We start from the raw sequence: 17,913 nt of genomic DNA, 5'->3' as shown, positions 1-17,913 counted from the left end.
CGGCTACGCCCCGAACAGGATCATCAGCACTCCGGACGCCACGAACGCCATCACGGCGCCGAGGCAGAGGAGCGTAGGCTTGTAGGTGGTCATGGCGCTGGAGTCGGTCATGCCCGCCCTCTTGACAGACCCGTGCCAGCGCCCCACACGCCGCTTCACCCCACCCGACGCGGAACGCCAACGCCCCCATCTGGGGCTCCCATTTGACGCCGCGTCCGATCTCGGGACGACGCGCTACCGCGCCACCACGTCGAGCGTCTCGATCACCTCGTCGCCGTCTACCAGCGACAGGCGGCTCCGCGTGGCGACCGCCACGCAGGCGTGATTCGGGACGAGGAAGACCGGGTCGCCGATGTCCCAGATGCTGCCACCGGGCGTGTCCACCCAGCCGTGCTCCTCGCTGAGGGCGGTGACGCGTGCGTGCGGGTGTGCGATCATCGTGCGCGGGCTGTACAGCACCTCGCCGAAGGCCGTGTGCCCGGGCCACGTGTCGGCCGTGAGGATCTTCTTCCCGGCGTCCGTGATGTCGCGCTCGGTGCCGTCGTCGAACCGCGTTTTCGACAGGACCGTGGCGACGCACACCAGCGCGCAGTCCTGCACCCGCGCCGAGCCCAGGGCGACCTGCATCGCGTCGAAGAAGACGTACGTGCCGGGGCGGACTTCGGTGATCGTCAGCCCGTCCCGCTCGGCGTTGGTAAAGACGGTCACGCCAGGTGTCGAGCCGATGGACAGCTCGGCAGCAGCGGGGTCCAGGGCGCCCTCGGCGACCAGGAATGCGGCGGCGTCCAGCACCCGGTCGCGCTCGGCGTCGATTGCCGCGCGCCGCAGGTCCTCGACCGCTTCGTCCGCCGTCGCCGGGGCGTAGGCCTGCCCGCCGTGCGACAGCAGGCCGACCAGCCGGAGGGCGCCGGCCTGCTCCACGAAGGACGCCAGTTCGGCGAGCGCGTCGCGGTCGTCCCAGTCGATGCCGCACCGACCGTAGCCGGGGTCGATCTCGATCAGCACCTCCGCCGTCTGGCCGGCCTCGGCGAACGCGCGGTCGGCCCGGCGGACGCCCTCCAGCGAGTCGACCGAGAACGAGATGCGCGTGCCCGACGCCGCCAGCGCGGCCAGCCGCTCCAGCTTGGTCGGCCCGACAACCGGCGATGCGAGGCGGAGGTCGTCGAAGCCCGCCTCGGCGAACGCCTCGGCCTCGTCGACCGTGGCGACGGTCAGGCCGCGCGCCCCGCGCTCGACCTGCAGCCGCGCGATCGCGGGCGACTTGTGGGTCTTGACGTGGGGCCGCAGCGCGACGCCCTGGGCGTCGGCCCGCGCCTGCATGGCGTCCAGGTTGGCGTGGAGCCGGGCGCGGTCGACGAGGAGGGCCGGGGTGGGGAGATCGGAAACGAGCACGCGGTCGGAGGCAGGGGCTCTCCCCTACCCGCCGACCGCGTCGTCAGATCCGGCAGACTGGCCTACTTGACGAAGCGAATCGCCCCCGGGTAGCGGTACCACTCGCCGGCGTTGGCCTTGGTCGCCCCGATGGCGGTGCCGACGACCCACCAGATGCCTACGATCAGCAGCATCGGGATGCCGATGGCGACCAGAACCAGGATGGCCGACACGATGCCCGCCAGCGTCATCGTGATCTGGAAGTTGAGCGCCTCGCGCGCCTGGTCCTCGATGAAGGCGGACTCGTCGCGCTTCAGGATGTAGACCAGGAAGGGCCCGACGATGTTGCCGAACGGGATGCCGGTCAGGCCGGCGTAGCCCGCGAGGTGGCCGAGCATGCCCATCGTCCGCTCCTTGTCGTCGGGCTCGTAGCCCTCCAGGTTCACGTCGAAGAGCGGGTCGTCGAAGTCGGAGTCGTAGGGGCCGGTGGAGTGCGTGGTGCGGGGCATGGCGTGTGTCGGTTGGCTGATGTGCGCCCTACGGATGAGGGCCCCGGAGGGTTACGCTCGCACCGACCGATGGCGTCCCTACATCGACTCCGGGGCGTCGATGCCCAGGATGGTGAGCCCGTTCTTGAGAACCGCCTGGGTGGCCGTCGCCAGTTGGAGGCGGGCCGTGGCCAGGGCCGTCTCCTCGCCGACGATGTGGCAGTCGCGGTAGAAGGCATTGAAGGCCGTCGCCACGTCGCGGAGGAACGTCGCCAGCTTGTGGGGCGCCCGCGCCTCGGCGGCCGTGCGAACCTCGTCGGGGAACTGCAGCAGGGTCTTGACGAGCGCCTCCTCGCTCGCGTGCGACAGAAGCGACAGGTCGGCCTCGGCGGACGCGTCGAGCCCGGTCTCGGCGGCCTTCCGGCCGATGGACGCGATCCGCGCGTGGGCGTACTGGAGGTAGAACACGGGGTTCTTCTCGGAGGCCTCCTTGGCGAGGTCGAGGTCGAACTCGAGGTGCGTGCCGGGCGCGCGCATCAGGAAGAAGAAGCGCGTCACGGCCTCGCCGACCTCGTCCATCAGGTCGTCCAGCGTCTCGTAGGTCGCCTTCCGAGTGCTCATCTTGACCGGCTGCCCGCCGCGGACGAGCGTCACGAACTGGTACACGACCACGTCGATCTTCTCCGCTGCAGCGTCCCCGGCGAGGGCGCGTACGCCGCGCAGCACGTCCGGGTAGGTCGCGATGTGGTCGGCGCCGAACACGTCCAGCACGAGGTCGGCGCGGGTGACCTTGTCGAGGTGGTAGGCGATGTCGGGGAGCCGGTACGTGGGCTCGCCGGAGGCCTTGACGAGGACCACGTCCTTGCCCTCCTCCCCGCCCTCCTTCGTGGTGACGGTCTTGCCGAGGGCGCTCGTCTTGAACCAGACGGCGTCGTCCTCGTCGTAGACGAGCCCCTGCGCGCGGAGCTTGTCGACGGCGTCCCAGACCGGTCCGGGGTCGCCCTCGTAGAGGCTCCGCTCGTTGAAGGTGGACGTCATCTCGACGCCCAGCCGGCCGAGCGTCGCCATGATCTCGTCGAAGACGGCGTCACGGGCGGCGTCGGTGAACGGCCCCTCGTCGGGCGCGTCGAGGAGCGCGTCGCCGTGGGCGTCCGCGAGGCCCTGGGCCACCTCGGTGATGTACTCGCCGCGGTAGCCGTCCTCGGGGAAGCTCTCCGGCACCACGAGCCCGTCCTCCAGCGCCTTCGTCGGCGTGTCGGGACGGACGATGGCCTCGTAGCGCGCGCGGACGCTCTGACCGAGGACCCGCATCTGGCGCCCGGCGTCGTTGAAGTAGTACTCCCGCGTGACGTCGTAGCCGGTCCACGCGAGCAGCGTCGCGATGGTGTCGCCGAGGACCGCGTTGCGCCCGTGGCCGACCGTCAGCGGGCCGGTCGGGTTGGCGGAGACGTACTCGACGATGGCAGTCTCGCCCGCGTGATCGGTCGTCCGGCCGTAGGCGTCGCCCTGGGCGAGCACGTCGGCCAGCCCGGCGGTGAGGTGGGCGCTGGCGAAGCGGATGTTGAGGAAGCCCGGCCCGGCGACCTCGACGGCCTCGACCTGCGCGGGGTCCACCACGATGCCCGCCGCGATGGCGTCGGCGATGGCGCGCGGGTTCCGGCGCAGCGGGCGCGCGAGCTGCATCGCCACGTTCGTGGCGAGGTCCCCGTGCGTCGGGTCGTTGGGCGTCTGGAACTCGACCGCGACCGCCTCAGGGTCGAAGTCGGCGGGGAGGTCCGGCAGCCCGGCGAGGGCGGTGCGGACGGCGGCGGCGAGGGCGTCCTCCATGATGCGTCTGAATGCGGACCGCCAAGCTACCCCGCGCGTACGCCCGCCCCCGACGCCTCGTCCGCTGTTCACAGATGCGCCTGCTCCCCCTCCTGCTTGTGCTCGCCGCGTGTGGTCCCGACCCGGCGACCCCAGACGCTCCGCCACCCCTTCCGCTGCCACCCGGCCGCGTCGTCGAGACCGACTCGCTCCTGCGCGACGAGCCCGCGCGGACGTACCGCGTCGCCATCGGGTACCCGCAGATCCGGGCCACGGACGGTGAGCCGTTGCCCGTCGCGCTCCGGGCTGCCAACGCGGCCGTCCGCGACACCGTCGCCGCCTTCGCCGACGACCTCCGCCCCGAGGCGCCGCCGCCTGGCGCAGACCCGCCTGACTACCCCGTCGAAGCCGACGGCCGCACCGACCGGGTGTGGCTCTCCGACGACGTGTTCAGCACCCTCGTCGAGGTCTACGTCTATACGGGCGGCGCGCACGGCGCGACCTACTTCGTGCCGATCACGGTCGACCTCGTCACCGGAGCTCCCGTCGCCCCGGCCGACCTGTTCGACGCGGGAATGCCCTGGGCCGACACGCTGGCGGCCCACGTCGGGCGTGGCATCCGCAGCCGGATCCGGCCCACCGACGTCTTCGCCACAGACGGGCTCGACAACATCCGGGAGGGCCGTGTGGACCTCACTCTGAGCCCCGACTCGCTGACGGTCCACGTCCCCGCAGGCCAGGTCTCGTCGTTCGCCGCCGGGTCGTTCCACATCGCCGTGCCGCGGGCCGCCGTCGAAGCCTTCGTCCGTCCCGGCGGCCTGCTCGCTCGCGACCGGTAGGTACAGGTGCCCGCCGTGTCGCAGCGCCGTACCCTACCCACCGCATGAGCCCCCTCGCCTCCGAGAGGGCTCGGCTTCCGCAGAGGACGATGCCCATGCCCCGATTTCTCGCCCTACTCCTGCTCCTCGCCGCCCTCCCCGTCGCGGCGCAGTCCACCGTCAGCGCCGTGCTGCCCGCCCGCGACGTCCGCATCGACGGCCAGTCGGTGGTCGGGCGCTGGCAGGCCATCGAGGTGGCGCGCGACCCCGCCGCCACGGCCGACCTCCAGCGCGGCGCGCTCACAGTGACGCTCGTCGTCAACCCGACCGGCCACGTGATCCTGCGGGGCACCGACCGCCGCGAGGGCCGCGGCGCCCCGTCGGCGTTCTCCGGCCGCCTCGTCGGCTCACGGCTCGAACTGACCGGCCTCGACGGCGCCGCCGAGGTGGAGATGTTCGGCTGGCGTCTCCACCTCATCGACCCGCGCGGGCGGCGGACCGTGTTCGTCCGGGACCGGTAGCGCGCGGCGAGGAGGTCCGCCTCGGTGCCGAGGCGGAGCGCCCTACAGCCACACCAGCACGCACATCGTGATGGTCACCACGCACACGATCAGGCTCACCGGCAGGCCGGCGCGCGTGAAGTCGGTGTATCGGTAGCCGCCAGGCGCCAGCACCATCAGGTTGGTCTGGTAGCCGATCGGCGTCAGGAAGCTCGCCGCGCTGCCCACCGTCACGGCGACCGCGAACGGCACCCAGTCGACGCCCAGGTCCGCGGCGACGGCGAGCGCGACGGGCAGCATCAGCACCGCCGACGCCTTGTTGGTGATCAGCTCGGCGAGCCCGTTGGCGATCCCGTACACCACCAGCAGCGTCACGACCGGCCCGAACACCGCCACCGCCTCGATGCCCGTCGCCGCGACGGCCGCCAGCCCGGTCGTCTCGACGGCCTTGCCGATGCCGAGGGCCGCGCCGATCACGATCAGCACCGGCAGGTCCACCGCGCGGCGCAACGCGTTGCCGCGCAGGCAGCCGGATACGACCATCCCGAGCGCCGCCGCGAACGTGGCGGTGGCGAGCGGCATCACCTCGAACGCCGACAGCCCGATGGCGCCCGCCAGCAGGGCCAACGCCACCGGCGCCCGCTTCGTGACCGGCCGCAGGTGGCCGACCGGCGACACGAGCGCGAAGTCATCGGAGAGCGACGCGAGGCGGTCGGCCAGGGAGCGGCGGCCCTCCACCAGCAGCAGGTCGCCTGCGCGGAGCGGGACCCGCCCGAGGCCGCCCTCCATGTCCTCGGCGCGGCGCCGCAGCGCCAGCACGACGCCCCCGTACCGTTCGCGGAAGCCGATCTCCCGCAGCGTCTTGCCCTCCAGCCGCGACCCCGCCGCCACCACGACCTCGTAGAGCAACAGGTCCGGCTCGCCCTCCTCCTCGACCGCCGGTGCGGTCCGCTCCAGCCCGGTCCGCCCGAGCAGGTCGTCGAAGGCCTCCGAGCCGCCGACGAACGACAGCACGTCGCCGGGCAGCAGGACCGCCTCGGGCGCCGCGTCGCGCGCCTCGCCGTCGCGGCGGATGCGCGCGAGGTAGGCGTCCCCGAGCGTCCGGAAGCCCGCCGCCTCCACCGACTGCCCCGCGAACGGCGCCGAGGCCGCCACCCGCAGTTCGAAGTGGTAGCCCCGCTGGGCCGACGGCGTCGAGAGCCCCTCGCGCTGCGGCAGCAGCCGGTGCCCCACGACCCCGTAGTAGAGCGCCACGAGAATCACCGCCGGGACGCCCACCCACGTCAGCGTGAAGAAGCCGAAGCCCTCCAGTCCCTCCGCCAGCAGCAGCCCGTGGACCACGACGTTCGTGCTCGTCCCGATCAGCGTCAGCCACCCGCCGACGATGGCAGCCGTCGAGAGCGGGATGAGCAGCTTCGAGGCGGGCGGTCCGTCGCGCTCCCACGCCTGGACGCGCGGGATCAGCATCGCCACGATGGGGGTGTTGTTGAGCACGCCCGAGAGGAACGCCGTCGGCAGGAACAGGCGGAAGATGGCCGGGCCGGGCTTCCGCGAACGCGGGCGCAGCAGCCCATCGAGGAAGCCCAGCGCGCCGGTCCGGTCCACACCCGCGGCGAGCACGAACAGCGAGCCGATGGCGACCACGGCCGGGTTCGAGAACCCCGCGAACGCGGCCTCCGGCTCGACCACCCCGGCTACCAGCAGCAGCCCCAGCGTACCGAGCAGCACCATGTCGGTCCGCGCCACGCCCTTGACGAGCGCGCCGACCATCAGCGCGAGCGCGCCGAGCGTGTACCAGGCCTCCCAGGTCATGGGCGATACAGGGTGCGAGGGACGAGGTACGGGTAGCCCGAAGCACGAACGGGCGGTTCGATCACACACCCCCCACGTACCCCGTACCGAGAACCCTGTCCCTGCATCACGTGGCCAGCCACGTCCGCCAGCCGAGGGCCGGGTCGCCCCAGGCGAAGACCGACGGGTTGCGGAGGTCGTCCTTGTTGTACGTCAGCCGGTCGACGTCACGCGTGGAGACGCCGCCGCCCGCGGCCTCCACGACGGCCTGGGCCGCGGCCGTGTCCCACTCGAACGTCGGGACCGTGCGCGGGTAGAGGTCGGCGGCGCCCTCGGCGACGAGGCAGAACTTGAGCGACGAGCCCATCGAGGCGGACTCGACCGAGCGCCCCTCAGCCTCGACGCGCTCGATGATGGCGGCCACCTCAGGCCCCGCGTGGTCCTTGCTGGCGACGACCGTCAGCGCGTCTGCCGGGGCAGGGCGGGTGGAGATGCGGACCGGCGCATCGTCACCCGACTGCTTCCATGCCTCGCCCGAGGCGGCGAAGTAGGTCACGCCGTGGACGGGCACGTGGACCACGCCGAGCACCGGCGCTCCGTCCTCGATGAGGGCGATGTTGACCGTGAAGTCGCCGGAGTTGGCGGGCGGCGGGTCGCCCTCCGCCTTCGGGGCGCCCTTGATGAACTCCTTGGTGCCGTCCAGCGGATCGACGCACCAGAAGCGGGTCCACGTCTTGCGCGCCGCGACCTCGTCCGCGGGCGACTCCTCGGACAGGACCGGGATGCCGGACGAGGCGAGCGCAGAGACGATGGTGCGGTGCGCGGCGAGGTCGGCCTGCGTCAGCGGCGAGTCGTCGGCCTTGGCGTCGACGGTGATCGGGCGACCGTAGTAGCCGAGGATGGCGTCACCACCGGCGCGGGCGGCGTCGAGGGCGAGGGCGAGGAGATCGGACACAAAACAAGGGGATGGACGCCCCAAGATCGCGCGGACGCTCTCCCCCGCTCGCGAACTCCGCGTTCAGGCCAGAGCTTGATCTCCTGCGCGGAGCTCTCCCCGATGCGTCCGGGACGGCGAGGCGGAGGCTCCGCTGGCGGCTGGCCCCGCCATCCGAGTCGCTCAGGCGTCGGCCGCCGCGACGCGGGAGCGGAAGTAGTCGAGCGTCCGGCGGAGCCCCTCGGCGCGGTCCACCTGCGGCGCCCAGTCCAGGATCTCCCGGGCGCGCGTGATGTCCGGCTGGCGCACCTTCGGGTCGTCGTCCGGCAGGTCCACGAACGTGATCGTCGACGACGAGCCGGTCAGCGCGACCACCTCCTCGGCGAACTCCTTGATCGTCACCTCGTCCGGGTTGCCGATGTTGACCGGGTCGGTCTCGCCCGAGTGCAGGAGCCGCCAGATGCCCTCCACGAGGTCGTCGACGTACTGGAAGCTCCGCGTCTGCGAGCCGTCGCCGAACACCGTGATCGGCTCGCCGCGCAGGGCCTGGCCCATGAACGCGGGCAGCGCGCGGCCGTCATCGAGCCGCATCCGCTCGCCGTAGGTGTTGAAGATGCGCAGGATGCGCGTGTCGACGCCGTGGTAGCGGTGGTACGCCATCGTCATCGCCTCGGCGAAGCGCTTGGCCTCGTCGTACACGCCGCGGCTGCCGACCGGGTTGACGTGGCCCCAGTAGCTCTCCGGCTGCGGGTGGATCTGCGGGTCGCCGTAGACCTCGCTCGTCGACGCGATCAGGAAGCGGGCGCCCTTCGCCTTGGCCAGCCCGAGCGCGTTGTGCGTGCCGAGGCTCCCCACCTTGAGCGTCTGGATGGGCAGGCGCAGGTAGTCGATCGGGCTCGCGGGGCTCGCGAAGTGGAGCACGTTGTCCAGGTCGCCGGCGACGTAGATGAACGTCGACACGTCGTGGTGGACGAACGAGAAGCGCTCGTGCCCGATCAGGTGGGCGATGTTGTCCGGGTTGCCCGTGATCAGGTTGTCCATGCAGACGACCTCGTGGCCCTCGGCGATGAACCGGTCGCAGAGGTGGGAGCCGAGAAAGCCGGCGCCGCCGGTGATCAGTGTGCGAGGCATGGAAGGCAGAGGGATGAGGCCGGGGGCCCGTAGCAGACGGTCGACGAGGGAGAGCGCTGCGGGCTATTCCGCACTCGCCACAGGCGCCACGTGCGGGCGGCCGACGGAGTGGTACTCGAAGCCCTGCTCGGCCATGCGCTCCGGGTCGAACACGTTGCGGCCGTCGAAGACGAGCGGGAAGCCGTTCGGGCCCTCCGCCAGCCCCTCGGCGACGCGGTCGAGGTGCGGACGCCGGAACTCGGGCCACTCGGTCGCGATGATGAGCGCGTGGGCGCCCTCGACGGCCTCATAGCTGCGCGCGGCGTAGCGCAGCGCGCCCGGCCCGGCGAGCGGCTCGCGCTCGAAGGTCGCCTTCGTCGTCTCGACGGCCTCCGGATCGAAGGCGACCACGTCGGCGCCGAGGCGGGTCAGCTCGCGGATCAGCACGTGGGCGGGCGCCTCGCGGACGTCGTCGGTGTGCGGCTTGAAGGCGAGGCCCCACAGCGCGAGCGTCTTGCCGGCCAGCGGGAGGTCGCCGCCCGTGCCGAGAGCGGCTACGACCTGCTGGGCGAGCATCTTGCGCTGCTCGTCGTTCACGTCCAGGACCGCGCTCAGGATCTTGAAGTCGTAGCCCTCCGCGCGCGCCGTCCGGTGGAGCGCCTGCACGTCCTTGGGGAAGCACGAGCCACCGAAGCCGATGCCGGCGTAGAGGAACTTGGGCCCAATGCGGGAATCCGTCCCGATACCGCGCCGCACCTTGTCGACGTCGGCGCCGACCAGGTCGCACAGGTTCGCGATCTCGTTCATGAACGTGATCTTGGTCGCCAGCATCGCGTTGGCCGCGTACTTCGTCATCTCGGCGGACGCCTCGTCCATGACCAGGATCGGGTTGCCGGAGCGGACGAAGGGCTCGTAGAGGCGTCGCATCAGGTCGCCGGCCTTCTCGGACGACGTGCCCACGACGACGCGCTCGGGCTTCATGAAGTCCTCCACGGCGACGCCCTCGCGCAGGAATTCCGGGTTCGAGACCACGTCGAAGTCCTCGCCCTCGACCACGCCGTGCTGGGCGATGGCGGCCGTGACGCGGGCGGCCGTGCCCACGGGCACGGTGCTCTTGTCCACCACCACCTTGTAGCCCCAGCCGGCGGCGGCCCCGTCCGCCTTCGCCTCGGCGAGGAGGCGGCCGAGGTCGTCGGCGACGCCGAGGACGTACTTGAGGTCGGCCGCGCCGCCCTCGCCGGGGGGGGTCGGGAGCGCGAGGAAGACCACGTCGGCGGGCTGGACGGCCTCGGCGAGGTCGGTCGTGAACACGAGGCGCCCCTCGCGGCGCCCGCGGTCGAAGTAGACCTCCAGGCCGGGCTCGTAGATGGTCAGGCGCCCCTCGCGGAGGCTCTCCACCTTGGCGGCGTCGATGTCGACGCAGGTGACGTCGTTGCCCATCTCGGCGAAGCAGACGCCTGAGACCAGGCCGACATATCCAGTTCCGACGACGGCGATGTTCATTGCAGCGGGGGGTCCGGGGGAGGTCGCGTACCCCAAGGTATCGGAGGGGACCGCGCGCTAGTTGAGTCCTCACCGAATCCTCGCGACGCCCCCGAACACCTTCAGAGGTGCCCCGAACACGCCGATACGTCTCTTCTCTCGCCCTGTCGCTCCGGCACATCGTCTTCACATATTCGATCTCGCCGCATTGCGTGATGCATGAGAAGGGCCTCGCATGCATCTTGTCCGCCCGAGCCCCCCGCTTCTCCCTGTTCGCTATGCGCTTGCTGTCCGCCCTCACCGTCCTCGCGTTCGCACTCGTCGCGATGCCCGCCTCCGCACAGACGCCCTGTGTCGGTGGCGACGCCGGAGGCTATCCCTGCGACGCCGTCGACCTGATGTCGCATTTGCCGCTGAGCACGTTCGCCACGACCGGCTCGTCGGCGCCGTCGGCGGGCAACGACATCTGGGGTTGGACCGACCCCGTGACGGGCAACGAGTACGCGCTCATGGGCACGACCAACGGGACGGCCTTCGTGGACATCACCGACCCGGCCAACCCCATCTTTCTGGGCAAGCTGCCCACCAACACGTCGTCGTCCAGTTGGCGCGACATCAAGACGATCGGTGACTTCGCCTACATCGTCTCCGAGGCGGGCAGCCACGGCATGCAGATCTTCGACCTGACGCGCCTCCGCACCGTCTCCAGCCCGCCGGCCACCTTCACCGCCGACGCGGTGTACACCGGCTTCGGCAGCGCGCACAACGTGGTCGTGCTGGAGGAGGAGAACCTCGCCATCGGCGTCGGCGCGAGCTCGTGCTCGGGCGGCCTCCACTTCGTGGACGTGACCAACCCGCGGATGCCCGTCAACGCGGGCTGCTTCAGCGCGGACGGCTACACGCACGACGCGCAGTGCCTGATCTACAACGGTCCGGACACCGACCACACGGGCACGCCGATCTGTGTCGCCTCCAACGAGGACACGGTCACCGTCGTCGACGTCTCGAACCGCGCCGCGCCGGTGCAGCTCTCGCGGACGTTCTACCCGAACCCGAGCTACACCCACCAGGGCTGGTTCACGGAGGACCAGCGCTGGTTCGTGGTCAACGACGAGATCGATGAGATCAACAACGGGTTCGCGACGCGCACCATCGTGATGGACATGGCGGACCTCGACGCGCCCGACTTCAGCTTCTTCCACGCGGGGACGACCAACGCGTCCGATCACAACCTCTACATCAAGGGCGACCGGATCTTCCAGAGCAACTACCGCGCGGGCCTCCAGATCCTCGACGCCACCACCATCGCCAGCGGCACCCTGTCCCAGGTGGCCTTCTTCGACACGTTCCCGTCGAGCAACGCCGTCGGGACCAGCGGCCAGTGGAGCAACTACCCGTACTTCGAGAGCGGCATCGTGATCGCCAGCGACATCAGCAACGGTCTCTTCGTGCTGGCGCCGCAGCCGCCGCAGGACCCGCCGGTGGCGTCGATCACGCCGGGCAGCATCGACGAAACCGTCGCGCCCGGCGGCACCGGGGCAGCCTCGGTGACGGTGGCCAACGGGGCGGGTGGAGGCGACCTGCTCTACTCGGCCGAACTGCAGAACCTCTCGCAGCCCTTCGCCCGCCCCGACGCGGCGCAGCCGGCCCCGCTCGTCTTCGCCGACGCGGCGCCCGAGGCGGACGCCCTCACGCAGGGCCGCCCCTCCGGCGACGACCCGGCTCTCACCGCCGACGCGCCCTCGCGCCGCGACGACGGCGACCAGGGCGTGGGCAGCCTCGGCTCGGGCGGCCCGGACGCGTTCGGCTACGCCTGGATCGACTCCGACGAGACCAGCGGCCCGACCGTCGGCTACGAGGACATCTCCGGCACCGGCACCCCGGTCTCCTGGACCACCACCGGTTCCTTCCCCGGTGGCGACGAGGGCTACGACGAGGTCACGCTGCCGTTCTCGTTCCCGTTCTACGGCGACGCGAAGACCAGCGTCCGCATCTTCTCGAACGGCTTCCTGACGTTCTCGACGTTCGCGGCCAACTCGTTCACCAACCAGGCCATCCCGGCCTCGGGCACGCCCAACGACCTGATCGCGCCCTTCTGGGACGACCTCGATCAGAGCGCGGGCGGCTCGGTGCACTACGGGACGCTCACCGACGGCCGCTTCGCGGTCCAGTACACGGGTGTGCCGCGCTACTCCGACACCGGCTCGTCGCTGACCTTCCAGGTGATCCTCGCGCCCGACGGTACGATCGAGTACCAGTATGGCACGATGACGGCGTCGTCGCTCTCGAGCGCCTCAGTCGGCATCGAGGACGCGGCTGGCTCGGTCGGCCTCCCGGTCGTGAACAACGCGGCCTACGTCGCCTCCAACAAAGCCGTCCGCTTCTTCAGCCCGGTCGTCTGGGCGACGCTCTCGGGCGCGACCAGCGGCGTGGTGATGCCGGGTGAGGACGCGACGTTCTCGATCGACTTTGACGCGGCGGCGCTGCCGGAGGGCGTCTACACGGCCGAGATCGTGGTCTCGACCAACGACCCGACGGTCGGCGTGGCGACCCTCCCGGTGACGCTGACGGTCGGCGAGGAGGCGGGCGTGTCGATCCTGATCGACGGGCCGCGCGGTTTCCGCTACCTCGGCACCCCGTCGGCCGGCCTGACCGTCGACGACCTCGCGGCGATGAACCTCGTCCGCGGCGTCCCCGGCTACTACCCGGCCGCCAACCCGGCGAACCTCTACACGAGCTACGACGCGGTCACGGCGGACTGGACCGCCTCGACGGGTACCGGCGAGGTGCTGGAGCCCGGCATCGCCTTCCGCTGGTACTTCTACAACAACAGCGCGGGCAACCCGACCATCAGCCAGTCGGTCCCGCTGCCGATGACGCTCTCGACGGAGCTCCCGGCCAACACCGCCGATGTCACGGTGGAGCTTCAGACCGGCGGTAGCCGGATGAACTACCTGGCCAACCCGTTCGGCACCGACCTCGACCTGACCGGCATCTACTCCTGGCCCGGCGGCTCGAACATCCCGCCGACCGGCCCGCAGGTCTGGACCTACGACCCGGTCGCGAAGACCTTCGTCACCGGCGCCACCTCGGTGCCGGCCTGGACGGGCTTCCGCGTCCGCTCGAAGGGCACCGGCAGCGCCGCGCGCAACCTGACGATCCCGGCCTCGGCCGCGCTCACAGGAGGCGCTCGCGTGGCCGCGCGGGAGACGGAGGCCGCCCCCGGCCTGCGGTTCACGCTCGACGGCGTCGACGGCGACGGGACCTCCCGCATCGCCGACCGCAGCTTCGCGATCGGCTTCTCGGACGAGGCTCGCGCGGCGTTCGACGCCGACGAGGACGTCGAGAAGTTCCAGGTGCCGGCCGAGTCCTACGCGCTGATCGGCGCCCGGGCCGGTGAGGCGTTCCTGGGCTACGACGCCCGTCCGTTCGCCAACGCGGAGATCCCGCTCGCCATCGAGGCGCGCGGCACCGGCTCGCGGTTCACGCTGCGCTGGGACGCCGACGCGCTGCCGGCCGGCCTGCCGGTCGTGCTGGTGGACCTCGTGACCGGTCGCGAGATCGACGTCCGGATGGCATCGAGCTACGCGTTCGACGTCGCGCGGACGCTGGAGGCGTTCACCGACGTGATCCCGTCGAGCGACTTCGCCGACGGCGCGAACGCGACCGACCGGTTCGTGCTGCGGATCGGCACCTCGGCCTCGGCTGAGGCGGCGATCACGGAGGTCGAGCTGACGGCGATCGCGCCGAACCCGTCGACGGGCGCGGCGCGGGTGTCGTTCGCGCTGCCGGAGGCGGGCCCGGCGCGCGTGACGGTGTACGACGTGCGCGGCCGGTCGGTGGCGACGCTGGTGGACGGCCCGCTGAGCGCGGGTCGTCACGAGGCGACGCTGGACAGCGGCTCGCTGGCGGCGGGCGTCTACGTGGTCCGTCTGGAAGCGGGCGGTGCGGTGGTCACCCGTCAGGCTGTCGTCGTCCGCTAGGGGTCCGATTCGAGTTCCTCTGCGGCGGCCGTCTCTTCCGGGGGCGGCCGTCGCTGCTTTCGAGACTCCCTGCTGCTTGCCTCGGCGCCCAGAGCGAGAGATCCGACTCTAGCGTCGCAGCACGGCCCGTGCCCGCCGTGTGGCCGGGTGGTCGGGCCCGAACACGTCGGCGAGGACCGAAAGGGCCTGCTCGACGAGACGGCGCCCCTCGGTTTCCTCCCCGGACTCCATGAGGGCCTCCCCCAGCAGCGCCTGCGCCCGCATGCCGTCCCCTGTCTCCCCGGAGGCCGTGGGCCGGTCGAGCACCTCGCGCACGGCGAGGGCTTCTCGGAGCAGCGACACCGCTTCTGGACTCCGTCCGGAATCCAGGCGAGCCTTGCCGAGCCATAGTGCGGCACTCGCCCGCGTCCGGCTCGTCTCGGACAACGCCCGGCTCCCGGTGTAGGCCCTCTCGTAGTACGCTGCCGCGCGCGCATCCTGGCCTGCGGCCTCGGCCGACCAGCCCGCTTCGAGGAGACTGGACATGACCACGGCGGACTCCGGGCCGAAGGCGCTCGTGGTCAGTTCCAGTGACGTCTCCCAGGCCCGCGAGGCCTCCGCGAACCGCCCGGCCTGATACAGGGACCGCGCGTACGTGCCCGAGGCAGCCGGGTAGCGGGTTCCTTCCGCGCCGTAGACCTCCCCGGCACGAACGAACCGGCGACGGTACACCTCGACGGCCTCGTCCATCCGGTCCTGGCTGGAGAGAGCGGCCCCGAGCCCGTCCAACGCCTCGATCTCGCCCGCCCCGTCGGCGTGCCGCTCGGCGATGGCGAGCGCCTCCCGCGCGTCCGCCTCGGACTGGATCGGCCCTCCGCCGCCGATGCTGGCCCGCGTCCCGAGGGCGTGCCCGATGCGCGGGTCGCCCGGAGCGAGGAGGCGCCTGCGGATGGCCAGCGCCTCGTCCGCGCGGTCGACGGCTTCCTCGGGCTGGCCGGTCGCGTGCAGCATCTTGGCCAGTTCGAGGAGCACGCCGGAGCGGTCGTAGGGCGCCTCGTCGGCGGGGAGCCGTGCGAGGGCGTCGCGGAGGAGCCCCTCGATCCGACCGTGCTGGTGGGCCGACGCCGCCTTGCCCGCGAACATCGCCAGGATGCGTCCGAGGCGGGGGCTGTCGTCGCCCTCCAGCCGACGGCACAGCGCCATCGCCTCCTCGAACACGGCGACGGTCTCGTCGGGCGAGAGCACCTGAGAGCCGACGAGGTCGCCCTGCGCTTCGAGGGCGTCCAGGAGCACAGCATCGTCGCCGCTGGCTCGCGCTGCCGCGACGGCCTGCTCGAACTCGGCCGCCGCGGCCTCGGGGTCCGTGGGGAACGTCGCCCGAGCCAGCAGCACGCGTGCCCGCACCGCGGCGACGGCGTCCCGCGCCACCCCGCTCGGCCCCGTGACCGCGAGCACGCGGCGCGCGAAGGCCGCCGCCGAGTCGGGCCGCCCGAGGCCGAGGTAGGCGTCCCCGATGACCGCGTAGAGATCCGCACGGACGGCGGGCTGGTCGGCGAGGCCGCCGTCGAGGCGGCGGGCGCCACGGTCCAGCAGGTCCAGTGCCGAGAGGGTGTCGGTCGGAGCCGCCGTGGGATCCGCGCCTCGGAACAGGTCGCCGAGAAAGGCCGCCGTCGCCGAACTCGTGGCCGCCTCGATGCGCGCCTGCCGCGCCTGCCACAGGGTCGACCCCAATCCCACCCCGGCGGCCAGCACGACGAGCGCGCTCAGCACGACGCCGGTCCGGTGCCGCCCGACGAAGCGCCGCGCCCGGTATGCGGCCGTCGGCGCGCGGGCCTCGACGGGGCGCCCCTCCAGCACACGCCGGAGGTCGGCGCCGAAGTCGTCGGCAGAGCCGTAGCGCCGCTCGGGTTCCTTGTCGAGAGCCTTCATGACGACCGTGTCGAGATCGCCTCGGAGCGCGCGCTGCCGGGCCTCGTCCCGCGTCACAGCCGACGGCGGACGATGCCGCGTCTCCACGACCGCCTGCACGATGCCGCTCAACGTCGGGTGCTCGATCTCGTAGGGTCGCTGCCCGGACAGCAACTCGTACAGCAGCACCCCGAGCGCGTACACGTCGGTGGCCGTCGTGATGGCGCCGCCCGCGACCTGCTCGGGCGCTGCGTAGGCGGGCGTGAGCGCCGGGAGCGCCGTCCGCACGCCGCCGTCGGCTTCATCGTCGAGCAGCCGGGCGATGCCGAAGTCGAGAAGCTTGACCCCGCCGTCCTCGCTCACGAACACGTTGGACGGCTTCAGGTCGCGGTGGACGACGAGGTGCCGGTGCGCGTAGCCGACCGCATCGCAGACCTGGATGAACAGCTGGACGCGCTCCGACACCGACAGGCCGCGCGCATCGGCGGCCGTGGTGATCGGCTCGCCCTCGACGTGCTCCATGACGAGGTACGGCGTCCCGTCGTCGGTCACGCCGCCGTCGAGGAGCCGCGAGATGCCCGGGTGCTCCAGGCGTGCCAGGATCTGGCGCTCGCGGATGAACTGGCGGACGCGGTCGGCGGCGGCCAGCCCGAGCCGCTTCAGCGCCGCGCGTTGGTCGTAGACCCCGTCGGCGCGCTCCACGAGGTCGACGCGGCCCATCCCCCCGCGCCCCAACTCGCGGAGCACGCGCCACGGCCCGATCCGCTCGCCCACCACAACGCCATCGGTCAGCAGCGCCGCGGCAGCGACGGACTCGACCGGCCGGAGCGAGCGCGTCGAGAGGGTGGCGTCGGCATCGGCGGCGAGGAGGCTCTCGACCTCCGCCCGGAGGTCCGCCTCGGGGTGACCGTCGGCGTCGCGGCAGAGGCGGTCGAGAGCGGCCGGACGCTCGGCCATGGGAAGGTCGGCCACGACATCGAACACGTCGCTGACGCGGGCCCAGCGGGCGGAGTCGTCGAGGGCGTCAGGCGGCATCGCGACCCACAGGCGAAACGTGTCCAGAGGGCGAGGCCGGCGTCCCAGGGGCCGCATCGTCGTCGGAGAGGGCGCGGTGGAGCCATGCCCGAGCCCGGCGCCAGTCGCGCTTGGCCGTGGCCATGCTGACGCCGAGCGCCGCGGCCGTTTCCTCAAACGAGAGGCCTCCGAAGTAGCGGCACTCGACCACGCGAGCGGCCCGCTCGTCGAGCCCTGCGAGCGTCGTCAGCGCCGCGTCGACGTCGAGCAGTCGGCCCGCGAGCCGGTCGAGGTCGACGGCCCCATCTGGAATCGTGCCCGCGGTCGTCAGGCCAACCGGCTGGTCCTCGCCACCGCGCTTGGCGGTCCGGCGTCGCCGGGCGTGGTCCACGAGCACGTTGCGCATCGCCCGTGCCGCCGAGGCGAACACGTAGGCGCGGTCGGGCACCATGGCCTGGCCCGCCAGCCGGAGGTACGCCTCGTGGACGAGGGCAGTCGTCTGGAAGCCGTCCACGTCGTAGCGGCGGCGCTGCGCGCGCGCGATGTCGCGGAGCTCGTCGTACACCACCGGCATGAGGCGCTCGACGAGCATTTCCTCCGGCATGTCCCCGTCGGCGACCTCGCGCAGCAACGACGTGACCTCGCCGACGCGAGTGTCGTGGCGGGAGACGGCGTCAGGTGGCGGCATGGCGGGTGGAAACTAGGTCGTTATGTGATCCTGGACCACTA

12 protein-coding genes are annotated in these 17,913 nt (G+C 71.9%); 3 read left to right on the top strand and 9 right to left on the bottom strand.

Features of this window, described 5'->3' with window-relative positions:
• Positions 1-234 precede the first annotated feature (234 nt).
• The 3 genes from B1759_RS13905 to argS form a co-directional block, all read right to left on the bottom strand.
• Positions 235-1,392, bottom strand: a complete 1,158-nt coding sequence (locus B1759_RS13905) for an alanine racemase (RefSeq protein ID WP_095515662.1) — start codon at positions 1,390-1,392, stop codon at positions 235-237.
• A 62-nt stretch (positions 1,393-1,454) separates the two neighbouring features.
• Positions 1,455-1,880: a DUF4870 domain-containing protein gene (locus B1759_RS13900; RefSeq protein WP_198948887.1), complete on the bottom strand. Its 426-nt coding sequence runs from the start codon at positions 1,878-1,880 to the stop codon at positions 1,455-1,457.
• A gap of 78 nt (positions 1,881-1,958) precedes the next feature.
• Positions 1,959-3,686, bottom strand: a complete 1,728-nt coding sequence (gene argS, locus B1759_RS13895) for an arginine--tRNA ligase (protein ID WP_095515661.1) — start codon at positions 3,684-3,686, stop codon at positions 1,959-1,961.
• A 74-nt stretch (positions 3,687-3,760) separates the two neighbouring features.
• Here argS and B1759_RS13890 point away from each other — a divergent pair, with 74 nt between their 5' ends.
• Both B1759_RS13890 and B1759_RS13885 read left to right on the top strand, forming a co-directional pair.
• Positions 3,761-4,504, top strand: coding sequence for a DUF3298 and DUF4163 domain-containing protein (locus tag B1759_RS13890; RefSeq protein ID WP_095515660.1), 744 nt, complete (start codon positions 3,761-3,763; stop codon positions 4,502-4,504).
• Positions 4,505-4,599: 95 nt separating this feature from the next.
• Positions 4,600-5,004: a hypothetical protein gene (locus tag B1759_RS13885; RefSeq protein WP_143537393.1), complete on the top strand. Its 405-nt coding sequence runs from the start codon at positions 4,600-4,602 to the stop codon at positions 5,002-5,004.
• A gap of 42 nt (positions 5,005-5,046) precedes the next feature.
• Here the strand turns inward: B1759_RS13885 and B1759_RS13880 are convergent, their stop codons facing one another.
• From B1759_RS13880 to B1759_RS13865, 4 genes are all read right to left on the bottom strand, one after another.
• The gene (locus B1759_RS13880) at positions 5,047-6,795 is read right to left on the bottom strand and encodes an SLC13 family permease (RefSeq protein ID WP_095515658.1); all 1,749 of its coding nucleotides are present in this window, start codon (positions 6,793-6,795) and stop codon (positions 5,047-5,049) included.
• Between the two features lie 106 nt (positions 6,796-6,901).
• Positions 6,902-7,729, bottom strand: coding sequence for a 3'(2'),5'-bisphosphate nucleotidase CysQ (gene cysQ / locus B1759_RS13875; protein WP_095515657.1), 828 nt, complete (start codon positions 7,727-7,729; stop codon positions 6,902-6,904).
• Between the two features lie 162 nt (positions 7,730-7,891).
• A complete protein-coding gene (locus B1759_RS13870; protein ID WP_095515656.1) occupies positions 7,892-8,839 on the bottom strand; it encodes a UDP-glucuronic acid decarboxylase family protein in 948 nt (315 codons plus the stop codon).
• A gap of 63 nt (positions 8,840-8,902) precedes the next feature.
• Positions 8,903-10,321, bottom strand: a complete 1,419-nt coding sequence (locus B1759_RS13865; RefSeq protein ID WP_095515655.1) for a UDP-glucose/GDP-mannose dehydrogenase family protein — start codon at positions 10,319-10,321, stop codon at positions 8,903-8,905.
• Positions 10,322-10,578: 257 nt separating this feature from the next.
• On the opposite strand from B1759_RS13865, the gene B1759_RS13860 reads away from it, so the two are divergent.
• Positions 10,579-14,283 (top strand): choice-of-anchor B family protein, encoded by a 3,705-nt coding sequence (locus B1759_RS13860; RefSeq protein ID WP_158225263.1) that lies wholly within the window; start codon positions 10,579-10,581, stop codon positions 14,281-14,283.
• 108 nt (positions 14,284-14,391) lie between these two features.
• On the opposite strand, the gene B1759_RS13855 is transcribed toward B1759_RS13860, so the two are convergent.
• Positions 14,392-17,205: a serine/threonine-protein kinase gene (locus B1759_RS13855; RefSeq protein WP_158225262.1), complete on the bottom strand. Its 2,814-nt coding sequence runs from the start codon at positions 17,203-17,205 to the stop codon at positions 14,392-14,394.
• Positions 17,195-17,872 carry an ECF-type sigma factor gene (locus B1759_RS13850; protein WP_095515652.1) on the bottom strand — a complete coding sequence of 226 codons (678 nt, stop codon included), beginning with the start codon at positions 17,870-17,872 and terminating at the stop codon, positions 17,195-17,197. Before B1759_RS13850 ends, B1759_RS13855 begins: the two co-directional genes overlap by 11 nt.
• Between the last annotated feature and the right edge of the window lie 41 nt (positions 17,873-17,913).

It is taken from the genome of Rubrivirga sp. SAORIC476 (assembly GCF_002283555.1).
Classification (GTDB): Bacteria; Bacteroidota; Rhodothermia; order Rhodothermales; family Rubricoccaceae; genus Rubrivirga.
Note: the sequence above shows the minus strand (reverse complement) of the source record. Positions and strands in the feature narration are given on the sequence as shown.